The organism is Thermocrispum sp. (assembly GCF_002919275.1).
Taxonomy (GTDB): domain Bacteria; phylum Actinomycetota; class Actinomycetes; order Mycobacteriales; family Pseudonocardiaceae; genus Thermocrispum; species Thermocrispum agreste.
Map to the genome: position 1 here is coordinate 1 of NZ_PKFA01000009.1, position 14917 is coordinate 14917.

The window sequence follows — 14917 nt, forward strand, 5'->3', positions numbered from 1 at the left end:
TCCGGCAGTTTCCAGGTCACCGTGAAGCCGGCGGTGGCCGCTCCGTCGGCCTCGGTGACGTCCTCGACGGCGACCTGGACGTCCTCGGCATCCAGCGCTTGTTTCGCCTGCCGGAGTGCGGCTTCGGCCGCCTTCGGCGCATCGGTCAACCGTGCGGCCGCTGCCGGGTCGCCGTACGCGGCGGCGAACGCGCGAGCGGCGTCCTCCGCGCCGGCGGAGGAGAACAATCCGCACGCCGTCAGCGAGCTGATCAGTACGGCGGCGAGGGCCAAGCACAGGGTGCGTCGCATCACGAGCGTGGAGTATGCCCGATGACCGGCGGTCGTTCCGGTCACCGTGTCCGAACGGTTCAGAACAGCACCGTGGCGAACTCGCCCACCTGCCGGAAGCCAACTTTGCGGTACGCGGCGAGCGCCGGGGCGTTGTAGGAGTTGACGTACAAGCTGGCGATCCGGCCGAGGTCGTCGACCAGGTGCTGCACCACCGCCGCGGTGCCCGCGGTGCCCAGGCCGCGTCCGCGCCACTCCGGATGCACCCACACGCCCTGGATCTGCCCCACGGTCGCCGACAGCGCGCCGATCTCGGCCTTGAAGACCACCTCGCCGTCCTCGAACCGCGCGAACGCGCGGCCGGCGGAGATCAGCTCGGCGACCCGGGACCGGTAGCTCGCACCGCCGTCGCCGAGCCGCGGGTCGACCCCGACCTCCTCGATGAACATCGCGATGGCCGCGGGCAGGTAGGTGTCCAGTTCGCTGGGCACCACCCTGCGCACGTGCGGATCCGGCTCGACCGCGGGCGGGGTCTCGATGGCCATCAGCGGCTGCGAGGGGCGTACGTCCCTGGCCGGTCCCCATGCCATGGCCAGTTCCTCCCACAGGCCGAGGACCAGGGTGGCCGGGCCGACCAGCGACGAGCACTGACGTGCCCGCCGCAGCGCCCGGTCGGCGAACGCCCGCAGCGCCGCCCGGTCACCGCGCAACGGGATCAAGTTCGGGCCGGAGAAGCACAGCGCGTCCAGCCGGCTGGACCGCAGCGGGCGCCGGTCCAGAGTCCACAGTTCGCCGCCCAGCCGACGCGGTTCGACGCCGACTGCTTCGACCCGCGAGCTCACCATGCAGCTGACGATCGGATCCGCGGCGAGTGCGGCCCGTATCGCGGCGTCGTCCCGCGCGTTGAGCACCCTGGTTCCGGCCAACCGCAGCACTCGTCCAGACTGCCAGACATTCCGGGCCTTCGCCCACTCGTTTCACCGCTGACGACCCCGCCGAACAGGCAAAACCGCCAGAACGGGGCAGCGGCGCCGGACAACTCCGCGGCCAGCTGCGGTGCCTCATCGGCCAGCCAGGCGCCCGGTGTGCAACCGGCCAGCCTGCGCCACTCGTTGGTCAGGTGCGCCTGGTCGTCGAACCCGCACGCCACCGCCAGCTCCGCCAGGGCATCTCGGACCTGCAGAGCAGCATCGTCGCGCGTTCGAAACGCAGTACACGCGCGGCCTGCTTGGGCGCCAGGCCGATCTCGGCCCGGAAGCGTTCCCGGAACCGTCGCTCGCTCCAGCCGACGTCCTCGGCCAGCTCACCGACCACCACGGCCCCGTTCTGCAGCCGCTGCCACGCCCACGCGATCTCGGGTGACGGCGGCTCGGTGACGCCCCGGATCAGGCTCGCCGCCACGCCCACGCGATCTCTGTGACGGCGTGCGCCTGCCGGGCGCGGCCCGCTGGAGGACGGCCGTCAGCATCGCCTCAAGCACGGCGAATCGCTCGGCCCACGTGGCAGCCTGCCGCAACCGCTCGGGGAAAACGGCCAGCTCACCGGGCAACTCCGCGCCGGACAGCCCGAACAGCGCGGGCGCCCCGAGCGAATCGATCTCGAGCTGGACGCCGCACTGCGAGCGGCCCTGCTCGATCGGCACCGGGCCGACGTGCAGCACCAAGCGCCGCTTGCACGGTCGCCTGGGGCGCGCGGAAGCGGATCGGGCAGGCAGGGCTGATCACCACCGAGACATGCCGCGACGGCAGGCCGCGATGGACCCGCACCGTCACCTCGTCCTGCCGGTATCCGACGTATCGCGACACGTGCGGCCGCACCGCCGGGTGCTGCCGGGGTATCACGAACTCACTGCCCACCCCTCGGCGGCACGGCGGGCGCGGGCTGACGACCGGTCAGCTGACCGTGACGACCGGGGATCCGGTGCCTTCCCGGCCGGACTCGGCGGCCTCCTCCGCGATGCGCATGGCCTCCTCGAGCAGGGTTTCCACGATCTTGTGCTCGGGCACCGTCTTGACGACCTCGCCCTTGACGAAGATCTGCCCCTTGCCGTTGCCGGAGGCCACGCCCAGGTCGGCCTCGCGCGCCTCACCGGGGCCGTTCACCACACAGCCCATCACCGCCACGCGCAGCGGGACCTCCAGGCCCTCCAGCCCGGCGGTGACCTCCTCGGCCAGCTTGAACACGTCCACCTGGGCCCGGCCGCACGACGGGCAGGAGACGATCTCCAACTTGCGCGGCCGCAGGTTCAGCGACTGCAGGATCTGCTGCCCGACCTTGACCTCCTCGACCGGAGGCGCGGACAGCGAGACGCGGATGGTGTCGCCGATCCCCTGCCGCAGCAGGGCGCCGAACGCCACCGCGGACTTGATCGTGCCCTGGAACGCGGGGCCGGCCTCGGTCACGCCGAGGTGCAGCGGGTAGTCGCACTGCTCGGCCAGGATCTCGTAGGCCCGGATCATCACCACCGGGTCGTGGTGCTTGACGCTGATCTTCAGGTCGTGGAAGTCGTGCTCGGCGAACAGCGACGCCTCCCACAGCGCCGACTCGGCCAGGGCTTCCGGGGTGGCCTTGCCGTACTTGCGCAGGATCCGCGGGTCCAGCGAGCCCGCGTTGACCCCGATGCGGATCGGCGTGCCGTGGTCCTTGGCCGCCTGGGCGATCTCGGCGACCTTGTCGTCGAACTTCTTGATGTTGCCCGGGTTGACCCGGACCGCGGCGCACCCGGCTTCGATGGCGGCGAAGACGTACTTCGGCTGGAAGTGGATGTCGGCGATCACCGGGATCTGCGACTTGCGGGCGATCGCGGGCAGCGCCGCGGCGTCGTCGGCCGACGGGCAGGCCACCCGCACGATGTCGCAGCCGGCTGCGGTCAGCTCGGCGATCTGCTGCAACGTGGCGTTGACGTCGGCGGTCACCGTGGTCGTCATCGACTGCACCGACACCGGGTACTCGCTGCCGACGCCGACCGAACCGACCATGAGCTGCCGCGTCTTGCGTCGTTCCGCCAGCACGGGTGGTGGCGTGCCGGGCATTCCGAGGTCGATGGTCACGCCCCCACGATACCGACGGCCCCCGATCGGGTACCGGCGATGGGGAGCCAGCTCACCCCGGCCGTTGCGGCTAGTTCGGGAACAGCCGGATCGGGTTGACGATGTCCGCGGTGACGGTCAGCAGCACCACCGCGCCGCCGAGGACGACCAGGACCATCGTCACCATGGACAGCTTGCTGTAGTCGACCGGGCCGCCTGCCGGCTTGCCGCGCAGCTTGCGCAGCCAGTCCCGCACCTTCTCGTACCAGCTCACCGCGATGTGCCCGCCGTCCAACGGCAGCAGCGGCAGCAGGTTGAACACCCCGACGAAGAAGTTCAGGCTGGCCAGCAGCAGGAAGAACAGCTCCCACAGGCCCGCCTCGACGGCCTCGCCGCCGATCCGGCTGGCGCCCACCACCGAGACCGGGGTGTCCGGGTCGCGTTCCTCGCCGAAGATGGCCTCCACCACCGCGGGGATCCGCTCCGGGAAGCGCAGCAGCGCCTCCCAGGTCTTTTCGAACATGTCGCCGGTGAACGCGACCGCGGCGGGCAGCGCCTCCCAGGCGCCGTATTCGTACTGGCGGGGGAAGCTGACCCCGATCATGCCGACCGACTCCAGCTCCGGCTTGCCGTCGCGCACCACCGGGTTGCCGGTCGCCGGGTCGAACTTGGGCCGCTTGACCTGCACCACGTCCACGGTGATCGGCACCTGCCTGCCGTCCCGCTCCACGGTCAGCTGCAGCGGCCCGGTGTGCTTGCGGACGATCTCCTGGATCTCGCCGTAGTTGTCCACCGGCTTGCCGTCCACCGCGACGATGACGTCGCCCTCCCGCAGCCCGGCTTCCTTGGCCGGCGCGCGGTCGGCGGCGGTGCAGGTGAGGGTGCGCAGCTCGTCCGGTGTCGTGGCGTCCTTGGCGCAGCTGACCTGTGCCAGCTCCGGGGTGCCGTTGAGGTTCGGCAGCCCCATGCTGACCGCCAGCAGGTACAGCACGACGAACCCGAGGACGAAGTGGGTGAACGACCCGGCGGCCAGCACCACGGTGCGCTTCCACACCGGGTAGCGCCACATCGCGCGCGGCGCTTCGTCCGGCGTGACCTCGTCCAGCGCGGTCATGCCCGCGATGTCGCAGAAGCCCCCCAGCGGCACGGCCTTCAGGCCGTACTCGGTCTCACCCCGGCGGAAGGAGAACACCCGCGGCCCGAAGCCGACGAAGTACCGCCGCACCTTCATCCCGAACATCTTCGCGGCGGCCAGGTGCCCCGCCTCGTGCAAAGCGATCGAGACGCAGATACCCAGCGCGAACAGGATCACGCCGAAGATGTAGACCACGCTATGCGTTCCTTCCTCTGGCTCGCCGTCGAGCCCACCGTTCCGCCGCCAGCACGTCCTCGATGTCCCGCGGCTCGCGCCGCCATTCGTCGGCCGCGCTCACCACTTCCGACACAGTGTCCACGATCGACGTGAAGCTGGCGTTCTGTGCCCGGAAGGCCGCCACCGCCTCCTCGTTGGCCGCGTTGTACACCGCGGGCACGCAACCGCCCATCTTGCCCGCCTCGCGGGCCAGCTCCACGGCGGGGAACGCATCGTTGTCCAGCGGCTCGAAAGTCCAGGTCGCGGCCTTGCTCCAGTCGCACGCGGCGGCCGCCCCGGGCACCCGCTCCGGCCACGCGAGCGCCAGCGCGATGGGCAACCGCATGTCCGGCGGGCTGGCTTGCGCGATCGTCGAGCCGTCCACGAATCGCACCATCGAGTGCACCACCGACTGCGGGTGCACCACCACCTCGATGCGGTCGTAGGGCACGTCGAACAACAACTTCGCCTCGATCAGCTCGAGGCCCTTGTTGACCAGCGTCGCGGAGTTCACGGTGATCACCGGGCCCATGTCCCACGTGGGGTGGGCCATGGCCTCCTCGACCGTGACGTCGGCCAGCTCCGCCCTGGTGCGGCCGCGGAACGGGCCGCCGGAAGCGGTCAGCACCAGCGCATCGACTTCCTCGCGGCGGCCACCCCGCAGCGCCTGCGCCAGCGCCGAGTGCTCCGAGTCGACCGGCACGATCTGGCCGGGGCGAGCGGCGGACAGCACCAGCGACCCGCCCGCGATCAACGACTCCTTGTTCGCCAGCGCCAGCGTCGCCCCGGTCTCCAGCGCCTTCAACGTCGACGCCAGCCCCAGCGATCCGGTCACCGCGTTGAGCACGACGTCCGCGCGGACGGCGTCGATCAGTTCCGTGCACGCGTCCGCGCCGGCGAAGACCCGCGGCAATCGCACCTGCCCGGCGACGGGCCGGCGCCGCTCTGCTTCGGCGGCCAGCGCCTGCCGCACCTCCTCCACCGCGGCGGGACGGACCACGGCGACCGCTTCCACCCCGTGTTCGACGGCTTGCCGGGCCAGCAACCGCGGGTTGCTGCCACCCGCCGCCAGGCCGATCGCGCGGAACCGGTCCCGGTTGGCCGCGACGACCTCCAGCGCCTGGGTCCCGATCGACCCGGTGGAGCCGAGCACCAGCACGCTGCGGCGGCCGTCCTCACCGTGTGTGGTCACCGCTTCATTCTGGCCGACGCCGGGCACACCCCCGGCGCCCGGTGTGCGATCATTCGGGCGGAAAGCGCCCGCACGACGGGCGGTGGACGCAGGAGGAGCACCGGTGGCTGGACAGGAACTCGAGACCAGGTCCAACGTCAGCCCGGCGGACGAGCCGTCGGCCGAGTGGGGGTGGCACGGCAGCTTCCCGAACCTGGTGCAGGTGATGGGCTGGGCCATCGTCGCCGTGCTGCTGCTGATGCTGATCGGCAACCACACCGGCCGGGTGGAGGACGTCTATCTGGTCGGCCTGGCCGCGATCACCGCGGGCCTGCTGGTCTTCGACCTGCGCAGGCGGCGCACCTCCTGGCGCCGGTAGCCGCCTGCGCAGTGCCTGGCCTGCGTATCGAACCCCGGGCCAGCGGGTATCCGGCCAGGCATGACTGATCCACGCCTGAGCGATTCCCTGCCCGACGGCCTCGACGAGCGGACCGTGTCCGCGGTGGGGAAGCTCACCGAAGCACTCGAGACCGTGGAGGTCGCCCGCGGGCACCTGTATGCGTTCCACCAGCTGACCGGATCGGCCGACTTCAAGGTCGGCGAGGCCGTCGAGGAGCTGGCCGAGGCCGGCCACACCGCGCTGGCCGAACGCCTGCGGCGGGAGCTGGTCGGCCGCAACGTGCTGCCGGGCCGGTGGACCTTCCAGGTGGTCGAGGACTACGACGAGACGTACTACCAGCCGTTCCGGGAGTTCGAGCGGGAGGCCCGCAAGCTCACCAACGGCCACACCCACCTGCACGAGGCCCAGCTGAAAGCGCACCGGCCCACGCCGGGCGAACCGGGTCACGAAGCGACCCCGGCCGACGTGCCGGGCTGATCTGCCGGCCTGCCCTGACTCGCTTGCTGTCCCGCCATGCGGACCAGTCGTGCACCGCTCGGACCCGGGTCGCCCGAATGATGGAAATAGCTTCTCGCATCGTGGACGCGGTAGGTGCTGGGCGCAACGGCCGTTAGCGTCGACGCCAGTTGCAGCCACGACTGGAGGAGACGCCGAATGTCCGACGGTTGGTCGTTCGAGACCAAGCAGATCCACGCAGGTGCGGAGCCCGACCCGACCACGGGCGCGCGGGCAACTCCGATCTATCAGACGACGTCGTACGTCTTCCGCGACACCAAGCACGGCGAGGATCTGTTCAGCCTGGCCGAACCGGGCAACATCTACACCCGGATCATGAACCCGACGCAGGACGTGCTCGAGAAGCGGATCGCCGCGCTCGAGGGCGGCGTGGCCGCGCTGGCGTTCGCGTCCGGGTCGGCGGCCACCACGGCGGCGATCCTCAACGTCGCGAGCGCCGGCGACCACATCGTGTCCAGCCCCTCGCTGTACGGCGGCACCTACAACCTGTTCCACTACACGCTGCCGAAGCTCGGTGTCGAGGTCACCTTCATCGACGACCAGGACGACCTGGACGCGTGGCGCGCCGCCGCCCGCCCCAACACGAAGGCGTTCTTCGCCGAGACGCTGGCCAACCCGGGCGGCAACGTGTTGGACGTGCGGGCCGTGGCCGACGTCGCGCACGAGGTCGGCGTCCCGCTGATCGTGGACAACACGGTGCCGACGCCGTACCTGCTGCGGCCGATCGAGCACGGTGCCGACGTGGTAGTGCACTCGGCGACCAAGTTCCTCGGCGGGCACGGCACCACCATCGCGGGTGTGCTGGTCGACGGCGGGACGTTCGACTTCGGTGCCGACCCGGAGCGCTTCCCCGGCTTCAACGAGCCCGACCCCAGCTACCACGGCCTGAAGTACTGGGAGGCGCTGGGCCCCGGCGCGTACGCCGCCAAGGCCAGGGTGCAGCTGCTGCGGGACACCGGGCCTGCGATCGCCCCGCTGAACGCGTTCCTCATCCTGCAGGGCATCGAGACGCTGTCGCTGCGGATGGAGCGGCACGTGGCCAACGCCCAGGCTCTTGCCGAGTGGCTGGAGCAGCGCGACGAGGTGGAGCGGGTGTACTACGCGGGCCTGAAGTCCAGCCCGTTCTACGCGGCCGCGCAGAAGTACCTGCCCAAGGGCGCAGGCGCCGTGGTGTCGTTCGAGCTGCGCGGCGGCGCCGAGGCGGGCCGGGCCTTCGTGGACGGCACCGAGCTGCACAGCCAGCTGGTCAACATCGGTGACGTGCGCAGCCTGATCGTGCACCCGGCCAGCACCACACACAGCCAGCTGTCCCCGGAGGAGCAGCTGTCCAGCGGCGTGACGCCGGGCCTGGTGCGGCTGTCGGTCGGCCTGGAAGGCATCGAGGACCTCAAGGCGGACCTGGAGGCCGGTTTCCGGGCCGCCAAGGCGGCGCTGTGACGTCAGCGGACACCGATCCCCTGCCCGTCACCGGTGCGTGGCGGGCAGGGGATCCGCCCGGTCGCCGGTCGTTCTTCCGGCACGACAAGCCACTGCGTCTGGAGACGGGCCGTTGCCTGCCCGAGTACCAGCTCGCCTACGAGACGTGGGGCAAGCTCAACGCGGACGGCTCCAACGCCGTGCTGGTCGAGCACGCGCTGACCGGTGACAGCCATGTCGCCGGGCCAGCCGGGCCAGGCCACCCCACCCCAGGATGGTGGGACGGCCTGATCGGCCCGGGTCATGCCCTGGACACCGACGAGTACTTCGTCGTGGCCCCGAACGTGCTCGGCGGCTGCCAGGGGTCGACCGGGCCGGCCTCACCGGCTCCCGACGGGCGGCCGTGGGGATCCCGGTTCCCCCAGATCACCATTCGCGACCAGGTGAACGCCGAGACGGCGCTGGCCGACCACCTCGGCATCGAACGCTGGGCCGCGGTGATCGGCGGCTCGATGGGTGGCATGCGGGCGCTGGAGTGGGCGGTGAGCTACCCCGAGCGGGTGGCTTCTCTGTTGCTGCTGGCGTGCCCGGCCGCCGCGTCCGCCGAGCAGATCGCCTGGGCGAGCCCGCAGATCCACGCCATCCTGTCCGACCCACAGTGGCGGGGAGGCGACTACTACGACGCACCGCCGGGTGGCGGTCCGCACGCCGGGCTGGGCATCGCCCGGCGCATCGCGCATTTGTCCTACCGCAGCGAGCAGGAGCTGGCGGTGCGCTTCGGCCGCTCGCCCCAGGGCGACGAGGACCCGTTCGCCGGCGGCCGGTTCGCCGTGGAGTCCTATCTCGATCACCACGCGAACAAGCTCGTCCGGCGGTTCGACGCGGGCAGCTACGTGGTGCTGACGCGCGCCATGAACCTGCACGACGTGGGGCGTGACCGTGGTGGTGTCAAAGAGGCGCTGCAACGCGTCACGGCGCGAACCATCGTCGCGGGCTTCGACAGCGACCGGCTGTACCCGCTGTACCAGTCGCACGAGCTCGCCGACGGCATTCCGACCTCCGGCCCGGCCAGGGTGATCTCGTCGCCGTACGGGCACGACTCGTTCCTCATCGAGATCGACGAGGTCGCCACGTTGATCAAGGACCTGCTGGGCTGAGGCCGCGTCACGGCTCGATGAGCCCGGCCCGGATGGCGTACCTGGTCAGCTCGAGCCGGTCGCGCAGCCCGAGCTTCTGCAGCAGGTTCGCCCGGTGCCGCTCGACCGTCTTGACGCTGATGTGCAGCATCGCGGCGATGTCCCGCGACGAGTGGCCCTCCGCGACCAGCTTGAGCACTTCCTCCTCGCGTTCGGTGATCACCCTGGGCGGCTCGTCATCCCCCACCCGTTCCAGGTAGCTGCGGATCAGCGTGGTGACCGCCCCGGGATACAGGAACGGCTCGCCCCGCATGGCCGCCCGGCAGGCTTCCACCAGGTCCCGGTCGGCGACCGACTTGAGCACGTACCCCGACGCCCCCGCCTTGAGCGCTTCGAACAGGTACTGCTCGTTGTCGTACATGGTCAGCATCAGGATGCGGATGTCCGGGAACTGCCGGGACAGCTCGCGCGCGGTCTGCAGGCCGGTCATCCGCGGCATCGCGATGTCCAGGATCGCCAGGTCCGGGGGCTCCTGCTTGGCTTTGGCCAGCGCCTCCGCGCCGTCGCCCGCTTCGGCGATCACCGTGAGATCCGGCTCGCCGTCCAGGATCAGCCGCACCCCGCGACGCACCAGCTGGTGGTCGTCGGCCAGCAGGATGCGAATCTTCGACATCGTGGTGATCACCTGCGCTCCGGTTCTCGGACAGGGACGCTCAGACACACCTCGGTGCCGCCGCCCGGCGGCGAGGCCAGCTGCAGCTGCGCGCCGATCAACAGCGCGCGTTCCCGCATGCCGCTGATGCCTGCTCCTTCGGCGCTGTCGCCGATCCCACGGCCGTTGTCGCGTACCCGCAGCACGACCGCGGAATTCTCCACGTGCAGGTGCAGTTCGGCGCGGGTGGCCCTGGCGTGCCGCGTGGTGTTGGTGAGCGCTTCCTGTGCGACGCGGTAGATCACCAGCTCGACCTGCGGGTCCAGCGGCGGGATGTCCGGGTCGATGCGGTGCCGCACGGTGAGTCCGGCCCGGTCGGACGACTCCGACGCCAAGGCCTTCAGTGCGCTGGTCAACCCCAGTTCCTCCAGCACGCCGGGGCGGAGCCGACGCGCGATGCGGCGAATCTCGTCCAGGCTCGCGCGGGTGGTCTCCTGCACCTGGTGCAGCTCTTTGCGCACCTCGTCGTCGGCGTGGTCGGCCACTCGTTTGAGTTCCAGCAGGACCGCGGTCAGCGTCTGGCCGACCTCGTCGTGCAGCTCCTGGGCGACCCGCCGCCGCTCGGCCTCCTGCGCCGACAGCGCCCGGGCGGCGCTGAACCCGCGCTCGGCCTCCAGCCGGTCCAGCATCGCGTTGAAGGTGCGGATCAGCTCGGCGACCTCACCGCGGCCACGGGCAGGCAACCGCGGCACCGGCTTGAGCAGGTCGGCGGTGCGCATCGCCCTGGTCAGCCGGTCCAGCGGCGCCAGGCCGAACTTGATCAGCAGCGCGTTCGCCACCAGCACCGCGGCCACCCCGGTTCCGACGATCAGGACTTCCGTCAGCAGCACGGGTGTGGATACAGTGACGGGTCCGAGCAGGAGCGCGGCACCGGCCACCACCAGCACGATCGCGTTGAGCAGGAATATCCGCCCGAACAGGGACATGGGCGGCCCTCCTTGGTGTCAAGCCGAGCTTCGCCGGTGGCTCGGCGGCTGTCCATCCGGGGCGACACCCAGTTTGGCCGGCGCGCGACCCGCGTCCTGCGCTGGCCGGCGGCGCCCGATATACATGATTTACCCGAACGGGTATGGGTGCTCTCACCGATACACCTTTCGCCCAGCTAACGATTGAATGGGATCCCGGGCGGCACGCTGCCCCGGGATGCCCGTGACGAGCAACGGACGGAAGACCCCGCATGCAGGCTGGCGACATCGCCCAGAACGTACCCACCGTGACCGTGGACGACGTCGTTTCGCGTGCCGTCCGGCTGATGGCCGTGCGCAGGCTGCCCGGCCTGGTCGTGGTGGACGACAAGAAGCGCCCGTCGTTCGTGCTGCCCGGCACCCAGGTGCTGCGGCTGGCCGTGCCCGACGCGTTCCAGGAGGACCCGGCCCTGACCAGGACCATCGACGAGGAACACGCCGATCAGTTCTGGATGGAGCTCGGCGAGCGCACGGTCGGTGACTGCATCCCCAAGCCTGCGCCGAAACCGATCACCGTGCGCGCCGATGCCACCCTGCTGGAAGTCGCCGCGCTGATGGCGCGTGCGCACAGCCCGCTGGTCGCGGTCGTCGACTCGCACGGCAGGCTGACCGGCGGCATCACCTTGGAGCGGCTCATCACCAGCCTCGCCGTTTTCGGGCCGGACGAGGTCGGCGGAACGGGAGCGGCCCAATGAGTGCCGTCGCGGCACTCACCATTTTCGTCGTCGCCTATGTCTTCATCGCGACCGAGAAGATCAACAAGGTCAAGGTCGTCCTGATCGCGGCAGGCCTGATGGCCGTGCTCGGTCTCATCCCGGGCTCCGAGGTCTTCTTCTCCGAGCACGAAGGCGTCGACTGGAACGTCATCTTCCTGCTGTTCGGGATGATGGTCATCGTCGGGATCGTCAAGCAGACGGGTCTGTTCGACTACTTGGCGATCTGGGCGGCGAAGAAGTCCCGCGGCAAGCCGTACCGGCTGATGGTCATGCTGATGCTGATCACGGCCGTCGGCTCGCCGTTCCTGGACAACGTCACCACCATCATGCTGGTCGCGCCGGTGACCGTGGTGGTGTGCAACCGGCTGCGCATCTCGCCGCAGCCCTATCTGATCGCGGAGATCCTGGCCTCCAACATCGGCGGTGCGGCCACGCTGATCGGTGACCCGCCGAACATCATTATCGGCAGCCGAGCCGGGCTGACCTTCAACGACTTCCTGGTGCACATGGCGCCCGTCGTGGTGGCCATCTTCGCCGCGTTCGTGCTACTCACCCGGGTGCTGTTCCGCAAGTCGTTCGAGTACCACCCGGAGCGGGTGGCGGCGGTGATGGCGCTGAACGAACGGCGGGCGATCACCGACATGGCCATGCTGCGCCGCTGCCTGGCGGTGTTCGCCCTGGTGGTGGTGGGCTTCTGCCTGCAGACGGTGATCGGCCTGGACCCGGCGATCGTGGCGCTCGTCGGCGCCGGCCTGATGCTGCTGGTGACCAACGCGGACGTCAACGACGTGCTCGAGGAGGTCGAGTGGCCCACGCTGATCTTCTTCTTCGGGCTGTTCGTGATGGTGGCCGGCCTGGTGCACACCGGAGTCATCGGTGCCGTCGGCGAGTTCACCGCCACCGCCTTCGGTGACAACTATTTGCTGGCTGCCACAAGCCTGCTGTTCGGCTCGGCGGTGTTCGGCGCGTTCTTCGACAACATCCCGTACGTGGCGACGCTCGCGCCGATCGTGCAGGGCATCACCGACGGCATCGCGGATCCGGCCATCAGCGACGCGTTGTGGTGGGCGTTCGCACTCGGGGCGGATTTCGGCGGCAACGGCACAGCGGTCGCGGCGAGCGCGAACGTGGTGGCTATCGGCATCGCCGCCCGAAGCGGTCATCCGATCAGCTTCTGGCAGTTCACCAAGTACGGGATCATCGTCACCATCTGGAGCACCGCGCTGGCGTGGCTGTACGTCTGGTTGCGGTACTTCGCGTAGTGCCGGGTGCCTGCCGTCAGCCGGGGCGCGGCGGTTCCAGCTTCTCCAGCCAGATGGTGAGCAGCCTTTCCAGCTGGGTGACCTGCTCGGGGGTGAGGTCCGCCAGCAGCCGCTGCTCGTTGCGGACGTGTTCGACGAACGCGCGGTCGATGAGGTCGCGGCCCGCCGGGGTCAGTGCCACGACGCGGCCCCGGCCGTCCTTGGCGCTGCGCCTGCGGGTCACCAGCCCGGCGCGCTCCAGGCGGTCGATGCGTTTGGTCACCGCGCTGGTGGTGACCATGGTGTGCGCGGCGATCTCACCGGGCGCGCGCTCGAACGGCTCCCCCGCCCGACGGAGCGTGGCCAGCACGTCGAACTCCCCCTCGCTGAGCCCGAATCGCCGGTAGATCACCTTGAGCTGCTCGGTCAGCAGGATCCCGACCCGGTGCAAGCGGCCGATGACACCGATCGGGGTGACGTCCAGGTCCGGCCGGACGCGAGCCCAAGCCGCCTGGATACGCGCCACGTGGTCCATCGGACGAGAGGCGCCTGCGGGATAGTTTCCTTGGAAGCTACTCTGGTTTCCGTGGAAAATACCGTGCGCTGGAGCCTCGTCACCGCCATCGCCCCGATCGCGTGGGGCTCCACGTACTTCGTCGCCCACGAGTACATTCCTCCCAACCATCCGCTCCTCGGCGCGATGCTGCGCGCCCTCCCCGGTGGTCTCATCCTGCTCGCCCTGCGACCCGGGAGGCCACGCGGGTCGTGGTGGTGGAAATCGCTGGTGCTCGGCACGCTCAACGTCGGCGCGTTCATGGTCTTGATCTACATCGCGGCGCAGTCGCTGCCCAGCAGCCTCGCGTCGACCATCATGGCGCTCTCGCCCGCGGTTCTGTTGCTGCTGGCCTGGCCCCTTGCCGCGGAACGGCCGACGGCCAGGGCGCTGGCCGGGGCCGCGATCGGGATCAGCGGCGCGTGCCTGATGGTGTTCACCGCGGTCACCGACGTCGATCCGGCCGGGGTGGCGGCCTCGGCCGCGGCGATGCTGATGTCGTCACTCGGCTACATCCTGGCCAAACGGTGGAACGGCGAAGTCGACGTGCTGACCTCGACGGCGTGGCAGTTGGTGGCGGGCGGACTGCTGCTGACGCCGGTGGCCGTCGCCGTCGAAGGATGGCTGCCGCCGCTCGACGGTGCGGCGATCGCCGGTTACGTCTACATCGCCGTGGTGGCCACCGCCATCGCCTATGCGGCGTGGTTCAGCGGTCTTGCGCACCTGCCTGCCTCGTCGGTGGGACTCATCGGCCTGCTCAATCCGGCGACCGGCGTGCTGCTGGGTACGGCGATCGCCGGGGAGATGCTCAGCGTGCGGCAGGTCGTGGGGTTGGTTCTCATCGTCGTGGGGCTGCTGTTCAGTCAGCGGATCGCCGGTCAGCGGCCGAGGCGGCCCCAGCGAGCGGATCGTCGCACCGCGGCCGAGCCGGCCACCGCCGGCTGACGTCCCCTGCTCCGCGATGGCCGGCCACTGCTCACGCCTGCGGCGCCCCGACGCGGATCGCCAGTCACCGACCGGGCCGGCCACCGCTGACTCACGGGTTCGCTGCCGACCGACCAGCCAGCTGCCCACCCCAGCGGCGCCCTGAGAGCGGGCCACCGCTCAACGACGGCCGACCACAGCCACCGCATCGCGTCTCGCTGCTGACCAGCCGCTCGCTCCCCACCCGTGTCCAGACAACGGGCCGACCCTCAACGACGGCCGACCGCAGCCAGCACATTGCGCATCGCTTTCAGTCCACCAGCCAGCTGCTTGACCCCCGCCACAGGGGCACCTCCGACAAGGGATCACCCTTCGGCGGCAGGGCTACCACATCGCGCCCCACTGCCCGCAGACCAGCCGACTGCTCCCCAGCGGCGCCCCGACAATGGGCACCGCTCAACGACCGGGTCCACCACCGCCAGCTGACCGCTGCACTGCCCACCAACCAGCCAACCGCC

At 70.3% G+C, this 14917-nt stretch carries 15 protein-coding genes and 1 pseudogene; 7 read left to right on the forward strand and 9 right to left on the reverse strand.

Features of this window, described 5'->3' with window-relative positions; translation table 11 throughout:
- The 6 genes and pseudogenes from CXP56_RS01755 to dxr form a co-directional block, all read right to left on the reverse strand.
- Positions 1-293 (reverse strand): annotated as a pseudogene (locus CXP56_RS01755) (penicillin-binding transpeptidase domain-containing protein); the annotation flags it as partial.
- Between the two features lie 56 nt (positions 294-349).
- On the reverse strand, positions 350-1204 hold the full coding sequence (locus CXP56_RS01760; RefSeq protein WP_286899360.1) for a GNAT family N-acetyltransferase: 855 nt from the start codon (positions 1202-1204) through the stop codon (positions 350-352).
- A 181-nt stretch (positions 1205-1385) separates the two neighbouring features.
- Complete coding sequence (locus tag CXP56_RS18960) at positions 1386-1676, reverse strand: hypothetical protein (RefSeq protein ID WP_353744521.1); 291 nt, start codon at positions 1674-1676, stop codon at positions 1386-1388.
- A gap of 485 nt (positions 1677-2161) precedes the next feature.
- Positions 2162-3319, reverse strand: coding sequence for a flavodoxin-dependent (E)-4-hydroxy-3-methylbut-2-enyl-diphosphate synthase (gene ispG / locus CXP56_RS01770; RefSeq protein WP_028848029.1), 1158 nt, complete (start codon positions 3317-3319; stop codon positions 2162-2164).
- Positions 3320-3389: 70 nt separating this feature from the next.
- On the reverse strand, positions 3390-4628 hold the full coding sequence (locus CXP56_RS01775; protein WP_028848028.1) for a M50 family metallopeptidase: 1239 nt from the start codon (positions 4626-4628) through the stop codon (positions 3390-3392).
- Position 4629: 1 nt separating this feature from the next.
- Complete coding sequence (gene dxr, locus CXP56_RS01780) at positions 4630-5802, reverse strand: 1-deoxy-D-xylulose-5-phosphate reductoisomerase (protein ID WP_028848027.1); 1173 nt, start codon at positions 5800-5802, stop codon at positions 4630-4632.
- Positions 5803-5944: 142 nt separating this feature from the next.
- Here dxr and CXP56_RS01785 point away from each other — a divergent pair, with 142 nt between their 5' ends.
- The 4 genes from CXP56_RS01785 to metX all read left to right on the forward strand — a co-directional run bounded on the left by CXP56_RS01785 (position 5945) and on the right by metX (position 9309).
- Complete coding sequence (locus CXP56_RS01785; protein ID WP_028848026.1) at positions 5945-6199, forward strand: DUF2631 domain-containing protein; 255 nt, start codon at positions 5945-5947, stop codon at positions 6197-6199.
- A gap of 60 nt (positions 6200-6259) precedes the next feature.
- Positions 6260-6697, forward strand: coding sequence for a hypothetical protein (locus CXP56_RS01790; RefSeq protein ID WP_286899366.1), 438 nt, complete (start codon positions 6260-6262; stop codon positions 6695-6697).
- A gap of 177 nt (positions 6698-6874) precedes the next feature.
- Positions 6875-8173 carry a bifunctional o-acetylhomoserine/o-acetylserine sulfhydrylase gene (locus CXP56_RS01795; protein WP_028848025.1) on the forward strand — a complete coding sequence of 433 codons (1299 nt, stop codon included), beginning with the start codon at positions 6875-6877 and terminating at the stop codon, positions 8171-8173.
- Positions 8170-9309 carry a homoserine O-acetyltransferase MetX gene (gene metX, locus CXP56_RS01800; RefSeq protein ID WP_028848024.1) on the forward strand — a complete coding sequence of 380 codons (1140 nt, stop codon included), beginning with the start codon at positions 8170-8172 and terminating at the stop codon, positions 9307-9309. Before CXP56_RS01795 ends, metX begins: the two co-directional genes overlap by 4 nt.
- 7 nt (positions 9310-9316) lie before the next feature.
- On the opposite strand, the gene CXP56_RS01805 is transcribed toward metX, so the two are convergent.
- Positions 9317-9961 carry a response regulator gene (locus CXP56_RS01805; protein ID WP_286899371.1) on the reverse strand — a complete coding sequence of 215 codons (645 nt, stop codon included), beginning with the start codon at positions 9959-9961 and terminating at the stop codon, positions 9317-9319.
- A gap of 8 nt (positions 9962-9969) precedes the next feature.
- Complete coding sequence (locus CXP56_RS01810) at positions 9970-10926, reverse strand: HAMP domain-containing sensor histidine kinase (protein ID WP_286899373.1); 957 nt, start codon at positions 10924-10926, stop codon at positions 9970-9972.
- A 251-nt stretch (positions 10927-11177) separates the two neighbouring features.
- Between CXP56_RS01810 and CXP56_RS01815 the strand changes: the two genes are divergently transcribed.
- Complete coding sequence (locus tag CXP56_RS01815; RefSeq protein WP_028848021.1) at positions 11178-11660, forward strand: CBS domain-containing protein; 483 nt, start codon at positions 11178-11180, stop codon at positions 11658-11660.
- Positions 11657-12943, forward strand: coding sequence for an ArsB/NhaD family transporter (locus CXP56_RS01820; RefSeq protein WP_286899376.1), 1287 nt, complete (start codon positions 11657-11659; stop codon positions 12941-12943). Before CXP56_RS01815 ends, CXP56_RS01820 begins: the two co-directional genes overlap by 4 nt.
- A gap of 16 nt (positions 12944-12959) precedes the next feature.
- Here CXP56_RS01820 and CXP56_RS01825 read toward each other — a convergent pair whose 3' ends face one another.
- Positions 12960-13457, reverse strand: a complete 498-nt coding sequence (locus CXP56_RS01825) for a MarR family winged helix-turn-helix transcriptional regulator (RefSeq protein WP_038045068.1) — start codon at positions 13455-13457, stop codon at positions 12960-12962.
- A 51-nt stretch (positions 13458-13508) separates the two neighbouring features.
- Between CXP56_RS01825 and CXP56_RS01830 the strand changes: the two genes are divergently transcribed.
- Positions 13509-14420: an EamA family transporter gene (locus CXP56_RS01830; protein WP_028848018.1), complete on the forward strand. Its 912-nt coding sequence runs from the start codon at positions 13509-13511 to the stop codon at positions 14418-14420.
- The last annotated feature ends 497 nt before the right edge of the window (positions 14421-14917 follow it).